19 protein-coding genes are annotated in these 16,689 nt (G+C 60.7%); 10 read left to right on the top strand and 9 right to left on the bottom strand.

Annotation, left to right across the window (positions count from 1 at the left end):
- Positions 1 to 25: 25 nt before the first annotated feature.
- Positions 26 to 592, bottom strand: a complete 567-nt coding sequence (locus tag HFC70_RS03415; RefSeq protein ID WP_168472187.1) for a DJ-1/PfpI family protein — start codon at positions 590 to 592, stop codon at positions 26 to 28.
- Between the two features lie 45 nt (positions 593 to 637).
- A complete protein-coding gene (locus HFC70_RS03420) occupies positions 638 to 1,126 on the bottom strand; it encodes a GNAT family N-acetyltransferase (protein WP_168471811.1) in 489 nt (162 codons plus the stop codon).
- Between the two features lie 266 nt (positions 1,127 to 1,392).
- Here HFC70_RS03420 and HFC70_RS03425 point away from each other — a divergent pair, with 266 nt between their 5' ends.
- Positions 1,393 to 1,668 carry a type II toxin-antitoxin system ParD family antitoxin gene (locus tag HFC70_RS03425; RefSeq protein WP_168471812.1) on the top strand — a complete coding sequence of 92 codons (276 nt, stop codon included), beginning with the start codon at positions 1,393 to 1,395 and terminating at the stop codon, positions 1,666 to 1,668.
- Positions 1,669 to 2,049: 381 nt separating this feature from the next.
- Here the strand turns inward: HFC70_RS03425 and HFC70_RS03430 are convergent, their stop codons facing one another.
- Positions 2,050 to 2,463 (bottom strand): helix-turn-helix domain-containing protein, encoded by a 414-nt coding sequence (locus HFC70_RS03430; protein ID WP_168471813.1) that lies wholly within the window; start codon positions 2,461 to 2,463, stop codon positions 2,050 to 2,052.
- Positions 2,464 to 2,547: 84 nt separating this feature from the next.
- Between HFC70_RS03430 and HFC70_RS03435 the strand changes: the two genes are divergently transcribed.
- Together HFC70_RS03435 and HFC70_RS03440 are read left to right on the top strand one after the other, a co-directional pair.
- Positions 2,548 to 3,264 carry a cation transporter gene (locus tag HFC70_RS03435; RefSeq protein ID WP_168471814.1) on the top strand — a complete coding sequence of 239 codons (717 nt, stop codon included), beginning with the start codon at positions 2,548 to 2,550 and terminating at the stop codon, positions 3,262 to 3,264.
- 165 nt (positions 3,265 to 3,429) lie between these two features.
- Positions 3,430 to 4,104, top strand: a complete 675-nt coding sequence (locus HFC70_RS03440) for a TetR/AcrR family transcriptional regulator (protein ID WP_168471815.1) — start codon at positions 3,430 to 3,432, stop codon at positions 4,102 to 4,104.
- 12 nt (positions 4,105 to 4,116) lie between these two features.
- Here the strand turns inward: HFC70_RS03440 and HFC70_RS03445 are convergent, their stop codons facing one another.
- A complete protein-coding gene (locus HFC70_RS03445) occupies positions 4,117 to 4,428 on the bottom strand; it encodes a hypothetical protein (protein ID WP_168471816.1) in 312 nt (103 codons plus the stop codon).
- Positions 4,429 to 4,662: 234 nt separating this feature from the next.
- Between HFC70_RS03445 and HFC70_RS03450 the strand changes: the two genes are divergently transcribed.
- Positions 4,663 to 5,283, top strand: coding sequence for a glutathione S-transferase family protein (locus HFC70_RS03450; protein ID WP_168471817.1), 621 nt, complete (start codon positions 4,663 to 4,665; stop codon positions 5,281 to 5,283).
- A gap of 81 nt (positions 5,284 to 5,364) precedes the next feature.
- On the opposite strand, the gene HFC70_RS03455 is transcribed toward HFC70_RS03450, so the two are convergent.
- Together HFC70_RS03455 and HFC70_RS03460 are read right to left on the bottom strand one after the other, a co-directional pair.
- A complete protein-coding gene (locus HFC70_RS03455) occupies positions 5,365 to 7,488 on the bottom strand; it encodes a S9 family peptidase (RefSeq protein ID WP_168471818.1) in 2,124 nt (707 codons plus the stop codon).
- 138 nt (positions 7,489 to 7,626) lie between these two features.
- Positions 7,627 to 8,916 (bottom strand): NAD(P)/FAD-dependent oxidoreductase, encoded by a 1,290-nt coding sequence (locus tag HFC70_RS03460; protein WP_168471819.1) that lies wholly within the window; start codon positions 8,914 to 8,916, stop codon positions 7,627 to 7,629.
- Positions 8,917 to 9,286: 370 nt separating this feature from the next.
- Between HFC70_RS03460 and HFC70_RS03465 the strand changes: the two genes are divergently transcribed.
- Complete coding sequence (locus tag HFC70_RS03465; RefSeq protein ID WP_168471820.1) at positions 9,287 to 11,233, top strand: EAL domain-containing protein; 1,947 nt, start codon at positions 9,287 to 9,289, stop codon at positions 11,231 to 11,233.
- A 4-nt stretch (positions 11,234 to 11,237) separates the two neighbouring features.
- Here HFC70_RS03465 and HFC70_RS03470 read toward each other — a convergent pair whose 3' ends face one another.
- Both HFC70_RS03470 and HFC70_RS03475 read right to left on the bottom strand, forming a co-directional pair.
- A complete protein-coding gene (locus tag HFC70_RS03470; RefSeq protein ID WP_246735650.1) occupies positions 11,238 to 12,353 on the bottom strand; it encodes an AI-2E family transporter in 1,116 nt (371 codons plus the stop codon).
- Between the two features lie 119 nt (positions 12,354 to 12,472).
- Positions 12,473 to 13,336 (bottom strand): VOC family protein, encoded by an 864-nt coding sequence (locus tag HFC70_RS03475; protein ID WP_168471822.1) that lies wholly within the window; start codon positions 13,334 to 13,336, stop codon positions 12,473 to 12,475.
- A 237-nt stretch (positions 13,337 to 13,573) separates the two neighbouring features.
- Here HFC70_RS03475 and HFC70_RS03480 point away from each other — a divergent pair, with 237 nt between their 5' ends.
- Together HFC70_RS03480 and HFC70_RS03485 are read left to right on the top strand one after the other, a co-directional pair.
- On the top strand, positions 13,574 to 13,984 hold the full coding sequence (locus HFC70_RS03480; RefSeq protein WP_168471823.1) for a universal stress protein: 411 nt from the start codon (positions 13,574 to 13,576) through the stop codon (positions 13,982 to 13,984).
- Positions 13,985 to 14,032: 48 nt separating this feature from the next.
- Positions 14,033 to 14,353, top strand: a complete 321-nt coding sequence (locus HFC70_RS03485) for a TraR/DksA C4-type zinc finger protein (RefSeq protein ID WP_168471824.1) — start codon at positions 14,033 to 14,035, stop codon at positions 14,351 to 14,353.
- 12 nt (positions 14,354 to 14,365) lie between these two features.
- Here HFC70_RS03485 and HFC70_RS03490 read toward each other — a convergent pair whose 3' ends face one another.
- The gene (locus HFC70_RS03490; protein WP_168471825.1) at positions 14,366 to 14,740 is read right to left on the bottom strand and encodes an MAPEG family protein; all 375 of its coding nucleotides are present in this window, start codon (positions 14,738 to 14,740) and stop codon (positions 14,366 to 14,368) included.
- A 161-nt stretch (positions 14,741 to 14,901) separates the two neighbouring features.
- On the opposite strand from HFC70_RS03490, the gene HFC70_RS03495 reads away from it, so the two are divergent.
- The 3 genes from HFC70_RS03495 to HFC70_RS03505 all read left to right on the top strand — a co-directional run bounded on the left by HFC70_RS03495 (position 14,902) and on the right by HFC70_RS03505 (position 16,685).
- Positions 14,902 to 15,561 (top strand): hemolysin III family protein, encoded by a 660-nt coding sequence (locus tag HFC70_RS03495; RefSeq protein WP_168471826.1) that lies wholly within the window; start codon positions 14,902 to 14,904, stop codon positions 15,559 to 15,561.
- A gap of 110 nt (positions 15,562 to 15,671) precedes the next feature.
- Positions 15,672 to 16,178 carry a GNAT family N-acetyltransferase gene (locus HFC70_RS03500; RefSeq protein ID WP_168471827.1) on the top strand — a complete coding sequence of 169 codons (507 nt, stop codon included), beginning with the start codon at positions 15,672 to 15,674 and terminating at the stop codon, positions 16,176 to 16,178.
- Between the two features lie 123 nt (positions 16,179 to 16,301).
- Positions 16,302 to 16,685: a hypothetical protein gene (locus tag HFC70_RS03505; protein WP_168471828.1), complete on the top strand. Its 384-nt coding sequence runs from the start codon at positions 16,302 to 16,304 to the stop codon at positions 16,683 to 16,685.
- The last annotated feature ends 4 nt before the right edge of the window (positions 16,686 to 16,689 follow it).

Below are 16,689 nucleotides of genomic sequence, written 5' to 3' on the forward strand. Positions count from 1 at the left end.
AAGCCTGGTGCATTGCTGCTCAGGCCTATCCGTGCTCGCGGGCAAAGGCGGTGATTTCGTCCTGCGCCTCGGGCGTCCAGAGATCAAGGGCTTTGAGGATTTCCGCCGTGAAGCTGACAGGCGCCGTACCGGGCGCCGTTATCACGCGGCCATCGGACATGGCCTGCGGCTGGTCGCGATAATGGGCGGCGCCCTGATAGTGCGGATAGACCTGATGCGAGGCCAGTCGGTTGCCGGTATGGGCCACGTCATCCAGCACGCCGGTTGCCGCCAGGGCGCTTGCTGCCGCGCAGATGCCGGCCACTACTTTGCCCTTACCCTTGAAGGACCGGGCGAGCGGGCCGAAATCCGGTGCCGCCCCTTTTTCCCAGGACAGCCCGCCGGGGATTACCAGCGCATCGAAAGCTGCTGCGTCCAGAGCACTATAGCCGATGTCAGGCGTCGCCTTCAGGCCGCCCATCGAGATGACAGGCCCGCCGTCCGGCGAGGCGGTGATCACCTCCACGCCGAGATAGGAGCGCGCCACCGCCATCAGCAGGGCGCATTCCCAATCGGCAAAATCGGGGGTCAGGGCAATGGCTATGCGAGTCACGGGCAGAGTCGTCGTGCTGGTCATGGCAAACCTCGTTTCAAACGTTCAGGAGAGGGCCTGCATATAGCGCATGCCGGTGACCGGCCGCGGGATGAAGTCCATGTTCTCGTAGAAGCGATGGGCGGCGAAATTGCCGGTTGCCGCGCTGACCGACAGATAGTCGCAGCCGGCCGCGCGGGCGATCTCCCGGGCGCGGGTCACCAGATGATGGCCGATGCCATTGCCGCGCTGGCCGTCGCGGACATAGAGATGGTGCAGGTCCATGCCGCGCTTGCCTTCCTGCGCCTTGTAGAGCGGCACGAGAATGGCGTAGCCGATCAGCCCGTCGTCGCCTTCGGCCACCAGGGCGGTAATCCAGGGCAGGGGGCCGAACAGGTCGCGCTGCAGTTTCTCAGGGGTGATTTCGGCGGCGTCGCCGTGATGGGCAGCAAGAGCCGCGATCATCTGGTTCAAATCCGGCAGGTCATGCGGCTTGGCGCTGCGAATGACGACCACCGGCGGGCGCGGCAGCGTGATATCGGTATCTTCGGTCATGACGAACTTCCCTTAAGTTCTCTGTGCGCCGTCAGGGGAAGCTGGTTGAAACAACAAGGCCGCCTGACGGCGGCCTGTTGACATTGTCATCTGTCGAGCCGCCCTCTAGAGGTAGGCCCAAAAATACGTGCAGGAGATGATGGTGCGCGTGTCGATCATGGGCGCTTAGATGCGCCGGATTCAATCGATTGTCAAGAGCAGCCGGGTGCTGTTCCCAGAACCGGTTCGCTGATACAATTACGTCGTCGTGCAACAGGAAATGTCCAATGTCTGTCCGGTTGGTTTTGAGCGAGAGTGATGAGAAACGCATTGAGAGACAACTTTCGACGGGTCTCTATGCGGATGCGTCCGATGTCGTGAGAGCAGGCCTTGAGATGCTGGAGGATCTTCACGATAGCCATGATCGCTGGCTCGTCGAAGATGTCTCTCGCCGAATGCTGAGTGCCGAACAGGAACCATCGATTCTCCGGCCCGCCGACGAGGTCTTTTCGGCTCTTGAGTTGCGCCACCAAACAAAGCTCGCCGGACAACGGGATAAATGACCCATTCGCTCGTTATCCATCCGGAGGCGGAAAGCGAACTGAATTCGATATATGACTACATTTCCGAACGCATTGGCCCTGAGTCTGCCTGAGCCTATATCCGGGGTGTGAGGGACTATCTCTATCGACTGAGCGAATTTCCGGAACGGGGCTCGATCAGAGATGCCAATGTCAACGGTTACGCCTGATCGGCTATCGCAAGCGCTTGAGCATTGCCTTTGTCGTTCGCGAAAATAACTTGATTATCCTGGGATTCCTTTATGCGGGGCGCAATATCGATCCGTCGGTATTGAGGGAGAGGAATCTTGGGTTTGATGGTCCCTGAGTCTCACGCTGGCGCGTAGCCGAGAGCTCTTTGTGTGTTCCCAAACTCGATAGTCATTAATGCTCATGCCCACACAGCCCGTGGTCCGATAGCGCCCGGATGACATAACAGTCCTCGATCGAATGGCCATCGCAATGGGAGACGATGCGTTCCAGTTCGGTCTCCAGCCGACGCAGCTTTTCGATCTTTTCGCGCACATCGTCCAAATGCGCCTTGGCGATGCGGTCCGCCTCGCCGCAGGGGCGCTCCGGATGCTGGCTAAGCGCGATCAGATCGCGGATGGCCTCGATGGTCAGGCCAAGATCACGGGCATGGCGGATAAAGGTCAGCCGGTCGAGTTCATGGCGCCCGTAGCGGCGCTGGTTGCCCTCGGAGCGGTCCGGCGCCTGCAGCAGTCCCATCTGCTCGTAATAGCGGATGGTCGGCACCTTGACGCCCGTGCGTTTCGAAATCTCGCCGATCCCGTACATTTCTTCAGAATTCCTCTTGAACCTCTAGTGACTAGAGAGATTATGAAAGGATCCAGACGGAATCAAGACCGAGAGGATAGTTTCATGAGCGCCAGTTGCGGCCACAGCCATGGCCCCTTCGACGGAATGTCGGATACCTACAAGAGACGGCTCTGGGCCGTCATCTTCATCAATGCGGCGATGTTTGCCGTGGAAATGACGGCGGGCCAGATGGCGCGTTCGCAAGCGCTTCAGGCCGATGCGCTCGACTTTTTCGCCGACGCGGTCACCTATGGTATCTCGCTTGCCGTGATCGGCGCATCCCTGAAGGTGCGCAGCCTCGCGGCAGCGGCCAAGGGCGGCAGCCTCTTCCTGATGGGGCTCTGGGTGTTCGGCTCGACGATTTACCGGGTGTTCTACATGGGCCTGCCGGAAGCGCCCGTCATGGGGGCGATCGGCCTTCTGGCGCTGGTCGCTAATCTGCTCAGCGTCGTCCTGCTGATGAACTACAAGGACGGCGATGCCAATGTACGGTCCGTCTGGCTATGCTCGCGCAATGACGCGATCGGCAATGTGATCGTGATGATTGCCGCCGTTGCGGTCTGGGGCACGGCGACTGCCTGGCCGGATCTGATCGTTGCCGGCATCATGGCAGGCCTGTTCCTGTCCTCGTCCTTCCAGATTTTGCGCCAGTCGCTGGCGGAATGGCGTGCGGGTGGATCGGCCGCCACGACGGGGCAAGCAAAGGCCGGCCATGACCACGCAGAGGGCTCTTGCAATCACAACCATCGGCCTCATTCTCATCCGGAACACACTCATTAATCGGGCCGTTGCGACCAAAAATGTACTTTTGTCAACGGCTCGCTTCATCTTTTGCTAGGTTTATATGGGTTTTGATGGTAACTTTTCCGTGGGGATACAAAAATGAAACAAGACTGAAGGTGGGTGTATCGGCCTTCTTGGCCGGGCGCCTCTTGGAGCTGGGGAATGTCAATAGCAGTAAAATCGCGGGGAGGGCGTCCGCTTGCCTTTTCCGTGGATGAACGTCGACGGCTGATTTTGGAGGCCGCCGAGCGAGTGTTTGTCGAGCAGGGTTACGGTGCCTCGACGATGGAAGAGATTGCCCGCGCGGCGGAAATGTCGAAGAAGACGCTCTACCAGTATTTTACGGACAAGGAATCGCTGTTTGCCGCCTTGCTGCAGAGCGATGTCATGCCTGATTTTCCGGAGGTTCCAGGCGATGGTCCCGCCTCACCCGAACTGCTGCGCGAAACCTTCACGACGATCGCCCGCGCCATTCTGGCGCCTCGGCAGATTGCGCTGACGCGTCTGGTGATTTCGGAAGCACCGAAGACGCCGGAACTGGCCGCCAGCTTCTACTATAACTATATCGAACGGTTCCGCCGCACGATTTCCGATCGCCTGCTGGAACTGGAAAAGGCTGGGATGGTCGAGGCAACCCGTGCGATTGCCATGCTCGAGCCGATCATGGGTATCATCCTGGGACCGGTCCATATCAAGACGTTGCTGTGCTGCGAGATGGCCTGTACCGAGGCGTTGGATGAGCGGGTCGATTTTGTCATGAAGTTGACCGGATTCGAATGTCCGGCGCAGTCGAAGTACGACAAGGTAGAGCGTCCGTTTGAGGTTCGCTCGACCTAGCTGCAGACGGGCCTACTGGTCGTCGGCCGTCATGTTTTCAAGATAGAAGGCTTCGATCTGTTCGGAAGGCGAGGCCTGAACGCGCTCTCCTTTTACGGCAGGAGCTGTTGTCGGCACGGCGGTAGCGGCTTTTTTCCCGCCTTCGATGCTCCAGAGCGCATTGGCAAGCGACGAGGAAAGAAGCGTGCTGCTGACGGCGACACTTCCTGAGGCGCGCGAGCGCGTCGCCGTCACGACTTCAGCTGCGCTGTCGTCGCTTTCAATGCCGCTGTAAAGATAGCGGTTCTGGTAATAAGAATTGCTTAGGCTGCTGTCGATCCTCATAGCAGACCCTCTCATTATTGCTCGTTAACCTTTTATTAACCCTTGAAGCTTGCGCGAGGCTTGCGTCATTCGCCTTTTCCGCGCATCGGTGGGAATGTGGCATGGCGTTTGCTGCGACCAAATCTGGGGGCATAGCGGCGTTTTTCCCTGCTATGTGGTGTCGCCGATGTGGCAAGACGGCCCGGCTGGTGCTACCTCTGCGGGCGGTACCAGGCAAATCGGGAGAGAAACCATATGCTGAAACTCTATGTCTCACCGGGAAGTTGTTCGCTTGCCGCGCATATCGCGCTCGAGGAGGCAGGGGCGGACTATGTGGCCGAAAAAGTCGAACTGGCAAAGGGCGCCCAGCACCAGCCGGATTTCCTGGCCATCAATCCGAAGGCCCGGGTGCCGGCACTGGCGACCGATCGTGGCATTCTGACCGAAAATCCCGCTATTCTTGCCTACATTGCCCAAACGCATCCCGGCTCCGGGCTGGCGCCACTCGACGACGCGTTTGCTTTCGGGCGGATTCAGTCCTTCAATGCCTATCTGGCCTCGACGGTGCATGTCGCCCACGCGCACCGGCCGCGCGGCAGCCGCTGGGCGGACGATCCGGCGGCGCTGGAGGCAATGAAGCTCAAGGTTCCGAAGAATATGGCCGATTGCTTCGAACTGATCGAAACGACGATGTTCGCCGGCCCCTGGGTCATGGGCGACCAGTATACGATCGCCGATCCCTATCTTTTCACGATCGCCAGCTGGCTGGAATCCGATGGCGTCGATCCGGCCCGCTTCCCGAAGGTGCTGGACCACCGCAACCGCATGGCCGAGCGCCCGGCGGTCAAGGCTGTGCTGGCATGGTTGAAGGGGTAATAGGTAAGCCCGGAGATCGATAGATGCCTGGCGCTATAGCAATGCCAGATCTGATCCGGCATTGCTGCAAGGAGCATACCCTCACATCTTGCCCGCCACCTTGATGGCAAATGCGTATTCGAAGGCGATTTCCTCCAGGCGCTGGAAGCGGCCGGATTTGCCGCCGTGGCCGGCGGCCATGTTGGTTTTCAAGAGGATCGGTGCTTCGCCTGTGGTGTGCTCGCGGAGCTTGGCCACCCACTTGGTCGGTTCCCAATAGGTGACGCGCGGGTCGGTGAGGCCGGACAGAGCGAGGATCGGCGGATAGGGTTTTGCGCCGACATTGTCATAAGGGCTATAGGCGGCGATCCAGCGGTATTCTTCTTCCGACTCGATCGGATTGCCCCATTCCGGCCATTCCGGAGGGGTCAGCGGCAGGGTATCGTCGAGCATGGTATTCAAGACGTCGACAAAGGGCACGGCGGCGATCACGCCGGCGAATTTTTCCGGTGCCATGTTGGCGATCGCGCCCATCAGCATGCCGCCGGCCGATCCGCCTTCGGCGATGATATTCTCGTAGGAGGTGAACTTCTCGGCTACCAGGTGGTCGGCTGCAGCGATGAAATCCTTGAAGGTGTTGACCTTCTTTTCCATCTTGCCGTCTTCGTACCACTGGAAACCCTTGTCCTTGCCGCCGCGGATATGGGCGATGGCATAGACGAAGCCGCGATCGGCCAGCGACAGGCAATTGGTGTTGAAGCCGGCCGGAATGGTCATGCCATAGGCGCCATAGCCATAGAGTAAGCAGGGCGCGGTGCCGTCGAGCGCGGTATCCCGGCGGTAGAGCAGGGTGACGGGCACGAGTTCGCCGTCATGGGCGGGCGCAAAGACGCGGCGGGTGACGTAGTCGTCGGGATTGTGACCGGACGGCACCTCCTGGGTCTTCAGCAGCGTGCGCTCACGGGTCGCCATATCGTAGTCGTAAAGCTGGCTCGGGGTGGTCATTGAGGAATAGGAAAAGCGGATGACATTGGTGTCGTATTCGGCAGCCCCCTGCAGGCCGAGCGAATAGGCCTCTTCGGCAAAGGCGATGGAATGCTCTTCTCCGGTCGCGCGGTCGCGGATCATGATGCGCGGCAGGCCGTCGCGGCGCTCCAGCCAGACCAGGTGGCGGGCGAAGGCCATATGGCTGAGGATCAGTCGGCCCGGCTCGTGCGGCACCAGTTCCGCCCAGTGCTCTTTGCCCGGCGTGGCCACCGGCGCCACGCAGATCTTGAAGTCCTTGGCGCCGTCGGCATTGGTCAGGATGTAGAAGACGTCGCCGCCTTCGGTCATCGAATATTCGACGCCTTCCTCGCGCTCGGCGACGATGGCCGGCTCGGCAGTCAGGTCCCCGGTCGAGAGAATGCGGTATTCCGAGGTCTCGTGGTCATGGATGTCGATATAGATGTAGTCGTCGAGCAGCGAGCCGCCGACGCCCATGAAGAAGCCCGGGTCGGCTTCCTCATAGACCAGCCGGTCGGCCGATTGCGGCTGGCCGATGATGTGATGGAAGACCTTGGAGGGACGATGATTCTCGTCCTGTAACGTATAGAAGAAGCTCTTGCCGTCCGGCGCCCAGGCGCCGTCGCCGCCTGTATTTTCAATCACGTCGTCGAGGTCTTCGCCACTTGCGAGATCGCGCACCCGCAGCGTGAAATATTCCGAGCCCTTGTCGTCATATCCCCAGATGCCAAGGCTGTGATCGGTCGAATGGTCGATGCCGGCCAGGCGGAAATAATCCTTGCCTGCGGCTTCCTTGTCGCCGTCGAGCAGCAGTTGGCGAATCGTTTCGTCCTTGTGGTCGGCATCGCGGGAAACACGGAAATAGCGGGGCTGTTCGCCGCCGGTGACGAAAGCCGTGCCATAGGCAAACGGTCCATCCTTCATCGGAATGGACGAATCGTCTTCCTTGATGCGGCCTTTCATCTCTGCAAACAGCTTTTTCTGCAGGTCTCTGGTGTCGGCCATGGCCGCGTCCATATAGGCGTTTTCCGCCTCCAGATGACGACGCAGTTCCGCGTCCAGCAGCGTCGGATCCTTGAACATCGCCTGCCAGTTTTCGGCCCGCATCCAGGCATAGTCGTCGGTGCGGGTTATGCCGTGGCGGGTATCCCGGTGCGGTTTCTTCAGCGCGACGGGAGCCTCGGGCAGGTTCTGGAAAACGGACTTTGGCGTGGAGGACAAGGGCTGGTCTCGCTCTATCGGAGGTATCGGTACTGGCCTTGAGAGATAGACAGGCGGCGGGCACCGATCAAGGGGAGAATGAACCGTGACTGCGCCATCGGCGCCGCAGCCCTGCCGGTCTTTCCGCGTGATCCGCAATCACACGTCCTCGAATTTGACCGCCTTCAGCTTGTCGATACCCAGCACCTGCAGCGCTAGCTTCTCGTAGAAGGGCTCCGCCTGGCCGCTCTTGATCTTGTGTAGGAAGTATTTCTCGAAGCCGATCTTGGCGGCATGGACCCACTTGCCCTGCGACGACCAGTTGACATTGCGCGGCGGGATCTGCGGCTGTGCCACGAAAGCGATGCCTCCGTCGCCGAAATCGGCCAGGCACACGGCGTTCCAACTGCCCTGCGCATTGGGTTTCTCACCGCGGACCAGCCGGGCGATGTTCTGGGCCGTCGCCGTCACCATGCTCTCGATCATGAAGCCGGTCTTCGGCACACCGACCGGAACGGGAGTCTTGCCGGTCGGCGGAATGGCGACGCAGACGCCGACGGCGAAGACGTTCTGGAACTTGCCGTTCTGCTGGTGCTTGTCGACCAGGATGAAGCCGCGCGGATTGGTCAGGCCCTCGATATCGCGCACCGCCTCGACGCCGCGGAAGGCCGGCAGCATCATCGTGTAGGACGATGCGACTTCATGGATCGCCTTGGTCGAGCCGTCATCGTTGACCTCCTCGACCGTCACCTTGTCGGCCTCGAACTTCTGTACCTTCGAGTTGCATATCCACTTGATGTGCTTGGAGCGAAGGGCACTTTCGAGCAAGCCCTTGGTATCGCCGACCCCATCGAGACCGAGATGGCCGATATAGGGTTCCGAGGTGACGAAGGTCATTGGCACCTTGTCGCGGATCTTTGCGTCGCGCAGCGCCTTTTCCAGGATGAAAGCGAATTCATAGGCCGGGCCATAGCAGGAAGCGCCCTGTGCCGCGCCGATCACCACGGGACCGGGTGTCTTGACCAGTTGGTCGAAGGCCGCCTTGGCGTCCAGCGCATGGTCGATATGGCAGACCGAATGGGTGTGGGCGGCCGGGCCGAAGCCGGGGATTTCGTCAAAGGCCAGTTCCGGCCCGGTGGCGATGACCAGATAGTCGTAGTCCAGGGATGTGCCGTCCATGAGCTCGATGCGGTTCTCCGTCGCATGCAGCCGCTTGGCGCCCTGTGGATGCAGGGCGATATCCCGTTTGCGGCAGGCCGGCGCCAGATCCACCTCGATGCTGTCGCGATCCCGCCACCCGACGGCGACCCACGGATTGGAGGGGACGAAGGAATATTTCGACCCCTTGCTGACCACGCTGACGCGGTGTTCGCGCCCCAGCGCGTCCCGCAATTCATACGCCATGATCGTGCCGCCCAGACCGGCACCCAGAACCACCACATGCGCCATAGACAATCCTCCCATTGCGTAAAGCGTTAGATATTAAATATCGTATATATGAATTATTGAAGGTATGAATTGATATCTGTCAAGACCGGAAAAATAAGTGTGGCAAGCCTGCCGTCCTCCGGCACCTGTTTGGTCAATTAGATCGCTTACATTCACCAATTCTCAAATGTGCTCCTGTATCTCTTCTCGATGCTGGACATGACCGGCGAACGCGCACGCGGATCGCCTGCCCGGCAGATCAGGGGCATGTCGCGCTCCGCATATCCTTGTCGGTCGACCTAGATCGAATAGGGATATCCGCGAATTTGGACTATTGCCGCGGTTCCGTCGCGCCCGATCGGACGCGCCGCGCGGCAGAATGGAGCGCCGTGTGGCGAGACTGGTATCGATGACAGTGCCACAGGTCGATGCGGCGGATATCCTGCTTGAGGAAGAGGCGCTTCGCCGTGCTGATGCGCTTTTGTTGCAGCAGGAAGTGGCCAAGGCCATCCATCCGATCATCGCCCGGGCCCTGACGCCGCTTGCGACCTATTTCGGCGGCATCATCATCGTCTATTATTTCCTGGAAACGACCGGCGGCTTCCTGGTCATGTCGCTCCTGTCGGCGATAACGGCGGCACTTCTGCTCATGGCGGAACATCGCTGGCTGGCGGACTATCGCAGTATTCGGCAGTTGGAGGCGGCCAGCGCCGTTGTCGGTCTGCTGATCTATGCCAATATCCTCGCATTCCTGCACTTCCACCCGGAGCCGGCGCGGCTCTCCTATTTCATCCTGTCGATGATGTCGGTGGTGACGGTCGGGGCGACCTTGCGCGTGGTGATCGGCGGCGCCGTGCTGTCGCTTTCCACCATGCTGTGGATGGCCTACGGCCTGGGGCCGGATATCTTCGAACAATATGCGATGCTCGGCATTGCTTGCGCCTTCGTCGCTTTCGGCATGGTGCTGTTGATGCGTAACGCCATCGGACGGGCCGTCAAGGCACGGATCCTCGCCGATGCACTGCGCGGCAAGGCGCAGGAACAGGCGCACAAGGATGCGCTGACCGATCTGCCGAACCGCCGCCGATTCTTCATCGAGCTGGAAGCCTTGCTGGAGCCGGAGGCCAATTCCGGTCCTTTTTATATGGGGATTATCGATCTTGACGGGTTCAAGCCGGTCAACGACCTCTATGGCCACGCGGTCGGCGATGAGTTGCTAATTCAGGTCGGCGAGCGCTTGCGATCGATTTTCGTCCAGGAGCACATGGTCGCCAGGCTCGGCGGCGATGAATTCTCTCTGTTGATTACCCGGCCGATCACAGATGCGGCGTTGCTGGCGCTCGGTCGGCGCGCCATCGAGTCGCTCAGGCGGCCGTTTCGGGTCGGCGATCGGGATGTCACTATTTCCGGCTCAGGCGGCTTCGCCCAGTTCCCGCGCAATGGCCGCACGGCCAGCGAGATCTACGAGCGCGCCGACCATGCGCTCTACAGCGCCAAGAGCCACCGCCGCGGCGACATCGTCATCTTCGACGATCGCCATGAGGCCGACATCGGCAATATGGGTCGTGTCGAGCAGGTGCTGCGCATCACCGATCTTAATCGCGAACTGTCTGTCGTCTTCCAGCCGCAGGTCGACGTGGTCGCACGGCGTACCGTCGGCTTCGAGGCCCTGGCGCGCTGGGACAGCTCACGGCTCGGCAAGGTGGCGCCCGACATCTTTATTGCGGCGGCGGAGCGTTCTGGATTGATCGAGATGGTCACCGAAACCCTGTTGCGCAAGACGCTGGGCGCCATGGCCGACCTGCCGTCCGATATCCGTGTCGCCTTCAATCTTTCGGCATGCGATCTCGTCTCGGAACGGTCGATCGCCAATATCTGTTCGATCGTCCGGGAGAGCGGCATCGAGCCCGGCCGGCTGGAATTCGAGATTACCGAGACGGCGATGATGACGGATTTCGAGCGTGCCAGGCAAGCGCTGACCACCCTGTCCGAAATGGGTTGCCGGATCGCGCTCGACGATTTCGGGTCCGGCTATTCCAGCTTCGGCTATATCCATCGCTTTCCGCTGAACAAGATCAAGACCGACCGGGGATTCGTCAGCCAGTTGGGCGATGGCGCGATCGGCCACAACATCATTCGCGCCATGGTCGATCTCTGTCGCAACCTGGATCTGGATTGCCTTGTCGAAGGGGTGGAGACCGTCGGCCAGATGGAGGCCGCGCAGGCGGCTGGCGCGCGCTACGTTCAGGGCTATTATTTTGGCCGGCCGATGCCCGTAGCCGAGGTCCTCGAATATCTGTCGGCCGAAGACGACAGGGTCGAGCGCCGGGTTTCCTGACCCTCTATCCCGGCAGGCGCGGCAGGTGCCGCTGCTTCGGCATCAGTTCGTTGAAAACGGTCATGCCGATCAGCGATAGCGGCAGGGCGAGCATGGCGCCGACCGCGCCCCACATCCACGTCCAGAAGATGATCGCGACAAAGACCGCGAAAGCGTTGATTTCCAGTCGCTTGCCCATGACGGCCGGTGTTACCAGATTTTCGACCACCGCATGCACCGTGAAGAAAGCCACGGCCGGCGCCAGGCCAAGGATCAGACTGTCGTGGGTCAGCATGCCGGCGACGCCGAGCGCCAGCGTCATGATGGTCACTCCCAGGAAGGGAACGAAGCTGGAGAGGAAAGCGAAGAAGCCCCACAGGATCGGCATCTGGAGGCCGCCGATCCAGGAGATGAGCACCATGGACAGACCGACGCCGGCATAGATCAGCGAGGCGGTGGCGAAGTAGTATCCGAGCGCTGTCTGGATGGCATTGTATGTGCGGATGGCGGCAAGCCGTCTGGCGCGGTCGCTAAAGCCGATAATCAGCGCCTTGCGGATCGCCAGCCGGCTGCCGAGAAACAGCAGGAGGGCGGCAAAGAAGATCAGTCCCTGCACGATCGCCGGGGTGACATTGCTGGCCACGGTCGACAAGATGCTGCCGGTATTTTGCAGCACGGCCTCGATCGACACGGGGCCGCTGCGAAAGGTGGCGCTGGTGATGTGCAGCCACTCGATCTTTTCGAGATACGGCACCCAGCGTTCGATCGCCCGCTCGGCCATAGCAGGCGCCTCTTGCGCAAGCTCAGCCATCGGCGTCAGCAGCGCATTGGCCCCCAGAATGACGATCAGCGCGAACAGCGTTGACAGAATAAAGGCGCTGGCCATGGGCGGCACGCCCAGTTCGCCAAGGCGGTCGGCGGCAAGTCCAAGGATCAGGCCGACAACCACGGCCAGCGTAATCGGCATCAGGACGGCCTTGGCAATGTAAATTGCCGCCACGGCCATGATCAGGAAAATGCCGATGACGGACCAGACCAAGGCAAGATCGAGCCCGGATTTGCGAATCCGGACACGATGGATCGTCTTGCGGTGATTACGACCGGCCTTTTCTGCAGCGCGCGCGTGCGTATCGCGCGGCATGTCCGCCCCGGTCGCTTTGTCGTCCATTGTCAGCCATCCCCGATTGCGATGCGGAACAACGCGGCGGGGCCCGCCCGGTTCCGCCGGGCGTGAGATTTTTTCGGGCAGGCTTTCCGGTGTCAGGCAACCAGCGTCAGCCCGATGCCCCAGGGATCCTTGAGGGCATGGCCTTCGGCGATACGCGTCACCGGAATTTCCAGCGTTTCCAGGGCGGCAAGCGCCTTTTCCAGCGCCGGTGGTTCGTTGAAGCGCAAGGTGTAATCCGACAGACCGGTCATGGCGCCGCTGCGGGCCGTGGCGCCGCGGCTGTTCCAGATATTGGCCGCGATATGGTGGTGATAGGTGCCGGCTCCAAAGAAGCTGGCGCCGGGATAGGCGGCCATCTTCTTGAGGCCGAGAACGCCTTCATAGAAGGCGTCGGCCTGCGGGATATTGCCGACCTGCAGATGCAGGTGGCCGATCGCCGTGCCGTCCTTCATGCCCTGCCACACCGTCTTGGGAGCGCTGTCGTAGAGTGCCTGCAGGTCGAGGCGATGGGTCGCCATCTCCACGGTGCCGTCGGCATGGAAGGTCCAGTCCTCGACCGGCCGGTCGGCATAGACTTCGATGCCGTTGCCTTCCGGGTCGGACAGATAGATGGCCTCGCTGACCAGATGGTCGGAAGCGCCGTCGAGTTGCACGTTGTTATGGGCGATATGGGCGATCCAGTGGGCAAGCGCTGCCCGATCCGGCATCAGGAAGGCGGTGTGGAACAGGCCTGCGGCGGTCCGCGGCGCCTTTGCCGCATCCGCTCGTGTCGTCAACGTCAGCAGAGGCGCGCCATTGACGCCGAGGACAACGCCGCTGGCGCTCTTCTCGATGATCTGCAGGCCGAGGATGGTCTGGTAGAAGGCGGCGACCGTATCGAGGTCGCGCACCACCAGATGGGATTGCCCGACATGCACCGGCCGGGTGAGCGCAAAACTCTGATGTGTCATGGACATTGTGTCGTCTCCCTGCCGGAAAGCCGGCGTTTGGATCGTCTGTGCTGACACCAATATGGCACCGCCTCGGTGTTCACGGAAGATCGCATAATGTCAAATCATCGTTCGCTGATTGTTGACGATGCGGCGGTCCAGAACTTGATCTTGATCAATGCAGCGATGTGCTGTTGGGTGGAATAGTCCAGCCAGAGAGGAACGGCGGAGCGCGTTTCGGTCCGCTGCCAAAAGGAGAGCGACATGTACAAGAAAATCATCGTTCCGGTCGATTGCGGTGCTCTGGACAAGGGCGAAAAGATCCTGCGCAAGGCGGCGACGCTGCTGGATGCCGGCGGCCAGATCGTGCTGCTGACCGTGGTCGAGGACATGCCGGGCTACCTGGCCATCGACCTGCCGGTCGACATCATCGAGAATGCCATCAAGGACGGCAAGGCCAAGCTGGTGGAACTCAAGGAAAAGACCGGCATTGATGCGCGCGTCGAGTTGCGCAGCGGCGCGCCGGCCCGGGAAATCCTGGCGGCCGCCCACGAGCATGCCGCCGACCTGATCATCATCGCATCCCATGTGCCGGATTTTGCCAATTACTTCATCGGCGCCACAGCCGATCGCGTCGTGCGCCATTCCAAGTGCTCGGTGCTTGTTGACCGGTGACGGCAGGGCCCTATCTTCAGCGATAAGAACAACGAGGAAACACCCGGAATGGACATGGCGAAATACGAGACCATCCTGCGCAACCGGCAGCGCGAGCTTAACGCACGTCTGCACAGGATCGACGACGATCTCGGACGGCAGAAGAGCGCCGACAACGAGGACCGTGCCACGGAGACCGAAAACGACGAGGTACTCGAGGAAATGGGGCAGGCCGGCGAGAATGAACTGAAGGCCATCGATGCCGCCCTCGACCGGATTGCCAACGGCACTTTTGGCACCTGCGTCAAATGCGGTCAGGCGATTTCACCGGAGCGCCTAGCGGCCGTACCCTATACGCCGTTCTGCCAGGAATGCGCTGCCGAGCTCTGATCGGCCGCTTTTCTAAAGAAGCGCGCCGACCGTGCCGCCGACCAGAAGAACCAGCGAGATCAACCAGGACAGCGCGGCTCCCGGGCCGCGCTTTTTCGCGTCCGCGTAGTATTCGGCCGCATAGAGGACCCTCGCCCCGGTCCAGCCGAGCCCGAGCAAGCCGGCGATCGGATCGGAGACATAAGATCCGAACATCCATAGCGCCGGCAGGAAGAGCACCAGCTGCTCCACGGTGTTTTGCTGGACGCGGAAAATCCGCTCGAAATTCTCGTCACCCGTGGTTTTCGGCGCCTTGATGCCGAACTGCTGGCGGGCCCGGGCGACCTTCACGAAGAACCATGTATAGGCGACCAGGGCCGAAAAGGTCGAAAGGACGGTGAAGCGCATGGGGAGCTCCTTAACGTGTGCGCTCAAAGGGCTAGGCGAAAGCTCCGCGTCGCGCAAGGGTGTGAGATTCCGAGCCATTGTCGACGATCTTGCCGATGGCCATAAATTGGCTCATGATGGCCGTTACGAGGGGTGTCATCGGCAATGGCGGGTGCAAGACAATGGGCGAACAATTCCGCTTCGGACGGAAATACGATGTCAGCGAACTGGTCGCCGATGGTATCGTCCATGGCGTGGGGGTCGTGTTTGCGCTGATCGGTGCCACGGTGCTGATCTTCTATGCCACGGTCTGGTCGAGCTATGGCGAACTGGCCGCCGCCTGGATCTACGGGCTCGGGCTGGTCATCGCGCTTTCAGTGTCCTTCACCTACAATATGTGGCCGCATTCGCGCACCAAGTGGTTCCTGCGCCGGTTCGACCATTCGGCGATCTTCATCCTGATTGCCGCCACCTACACGCCCTTTCTGGAGCGCGGCGCCCATGATCCGGCCGTGCTGGCATTGCTGATTGGCATCTGGGTCATGGCGGCGGCGGGTATCACCTTGAAATGCCTGGTGCCCGGCCGCTACGATCGGCTCGCCATCCTGCTTTATCTCGGCATGGGCTGGAGCGGCGCTCTGGCCATCGGCCCGATCTCGCAGAACCTGCCCTATGTCACCATGCTGCTGATCGTCGTGGGTGGGGTGATCTATTCGGCCGGCGTCGTCTTCCATGTCTGGGAGCGGTTGCGTTTCCAGAACGCCATCTGGCACGGTTTCGTGGTAACAGCCGCTGCGGTGCATTATTCCGCCGTGCTGACTGCCTTCAGCCACGGTGCCTGATTATCGATATTCTGCAGATCGGCATCGCGCGAATTTTCATCCGACGCTGGACAGGTGCGAAAATCGTCTTATAAAGTGGACGAACGTCAAGCTTAATGGATAATTCGTCAATGTCTTCTTCTGTCCTGATCCGTGATGCCGGCGAGGCCGACCTTGCCGCTATCCGTGATATCTACAATCACGCCGTCGAACATACGACGGCGATCTGGAACGAGGTTCTGGTGGATCTGGACAATCGCCGGTCCTGGATGGATCTGCGCCGTACCAAGGGCTTTCCGGTTCTGGTCGCGGAGCGGGACGGACAGGTGGCGGGTTATGCCTCCTATGGCGACTGGCGCGCCTTTGACGGCTATCGCCATACGGTCGAGCATTCCGTCTATGTCGACAAGGACTGCCGCGGCGGCGGCATCGGCCGGCTGCTGATGCAGGCGCTGATCGAGCGGGCGAGGGCGGCCAAGGTGCATGTGATGATAGCGGCAATCGAGGCAGAGAATGCCGCCTCGATCCGTCTGCACGAGAGCCTTGGTTTCCGTCTGGTCGGCATTCACCGCGAAGTCGGCACCAAATTCGGCCGCTGGCTGGATCTTGCGGCCATGGAACTGAAGCTGGAAGGCTGATGGCCCGGTGCCGCTGACTATTCTTGGCAATAGGCAATGATTGTGGGGCTTTGCCCAAAAAATCCCGTCGACGGACCGTCGCGGACGTGCATTTATGCGGCCACGTTGCATTAGGGGATTACAATGAAAACAATCGTTTCGGCTTTGCTGGTGTCGTCCGCCATCCTGTTCGTATCCGGTCCTCTGTCCGCGCAGACAGCCAGCGACCCGATCGAAAGCTATTGCGCGACCATGGGCAAGCGCGACCACTTCGCCTCCGACGGCTATCCGCTCGACAATGCGGCGGCGATCATCCGCCAGGACCGCGCCAATTTCCACGCTTTCGGCAAGCGCGACCCGAGCGACGAAGACGATTCCACCTTCAGCTCGAAGGCCAATCGCGCCGCGCTCGAAAGCTGGCTGCGGGCTGGCAGTATCGATGCCGATGCCGAGGATGCCATCGTCAACGGCACCCCGGATGTCTGCATCGACATCTTTCCGGACTACATCAACGTCGTGGTGCTCTGAGTTC

This window comes from Agrobacterium sp. a22-2, from assembly GCF_012276985.1.
In the GTDB taxonomy this organism is placed as follows: Bacteria; Pseudomonadota; Alphaproteobacteria; order Rhizobiales; family Rhizobiaceae; genus Allorhizobium.

Bases quoted from the DNA above. Each gene is read 5' to 3' on its own strand.
- HFC70_RS03420 (WP_168471811.1), bottom strand. From the start codon at position 1,126: ATGACCGAAGATACCGATATCACGCTGCCGCGCCCGCCGGTGGTCGTC.
- HFC70_RS03425 (WP_168471812.1), top strand. From the start codon at position 1,393: ATGTCTGTCCGGTTGGTTTTGAGCGAGAGTGATGAGAAACGCATTGAG.
- HFC70_RS03430 (WP_168471813.1), bottom strand. From the start codon at position 2,463: ATGTACGGGATCGGCGAGATTTCGAAACGCACGGGCGTCAAGGTGCCG.
- HFC70_RS03435 (WP_168471814.1), top strand. From the start codon at position 2,548: ATGAGCGCCAGTTGCGGCCACAGCCATGGCCCCTTCGACGGAATGTCG.
- HFC70_RS03440 (WP_168471815.1), top strand. From the start codon at position 3,430: ATGTCAATAGCAGTAAAATCGCGGGGAGGGCGTCCGCTTGCCTTTTCC.
- HFC70_RS03445 (WP_168471816.1), bottom strand. From the start codon at position 4,428: ATGAGGATCGACAGCAGCCTAAGCAATTCTTATTACCAGAACCGCTAT.
- HFC70_RS03450 (WP_168471817.1), top strand. From the start codon at position 4,663: ATGCTGAAACTCTATGTCTCACCGGGAAGTTGTTCGCTTGCCGCGCAT.
- HFC70_RS03460 (WP_168471819.1), bottom strand. From the start codon at position 8,916: ATGGCGCATGTGGTGGTTCTGGGTGCCGGTCTGGGCGGCACGATCATG.
- HFC70_RS03470 (WP_246735650.1), bottom strand. From the start codon at position 12,353: ATGCCGCGCGATACGCACGCGCGCGCTGCAGAAAAGGCCGGTCGTAAT.
- HFC70_RS03475 (WP_168471822.1), bottom strand. From the start codon at position 13,336: ATGTCCATGACACATCAGAGTTTTGCGCTCACCCGGCCGGTGCATGTC.
- HFC70_RS03480 (WP_168471823.1), top strand. From the start codon at position 13,574: ATGTACAAGAAAATCATCGTTCCGGTCGATTGCGGTGCTCTGGACAAG.
- HFC70_RS03485 (WP_168471824.1), top strand. From the start codon at position 14,033: ATGGACATGGCGAAATACGAGACCATCCTGCGCAACCGGCAGCGCGAG.
- HFC70_RS03490 (WP_168471825.1), bottom strand. From the start codon at position 14,740: ATGCGCTTCACCGTCCTTTCGACCTTTTCGGCCCTGGTCGCCTATACA.
- HFC70_RS03495 (WP_168471826.1), top strand. From the start codon at position 14,902: ATGGGCGAACAATTCCGCTTCGGACGGAAATACGATGTCAGCGAACTG.
- HFC70_RS03500 (WP_168471827.1), top strand. From the start codon at position 15,672: ATGTCTTCTTCTGTCCTGATCCGTGATGCCGGCGAGGCCGACCTTGCC.
- HFC70_RS03505 (WP_168471828.1), top strand. From the start codon at position 16,302: ATGAAAACAATCGTTTCGGCTTTGCTGGTGTCGTCCGCCATCCTGTTC.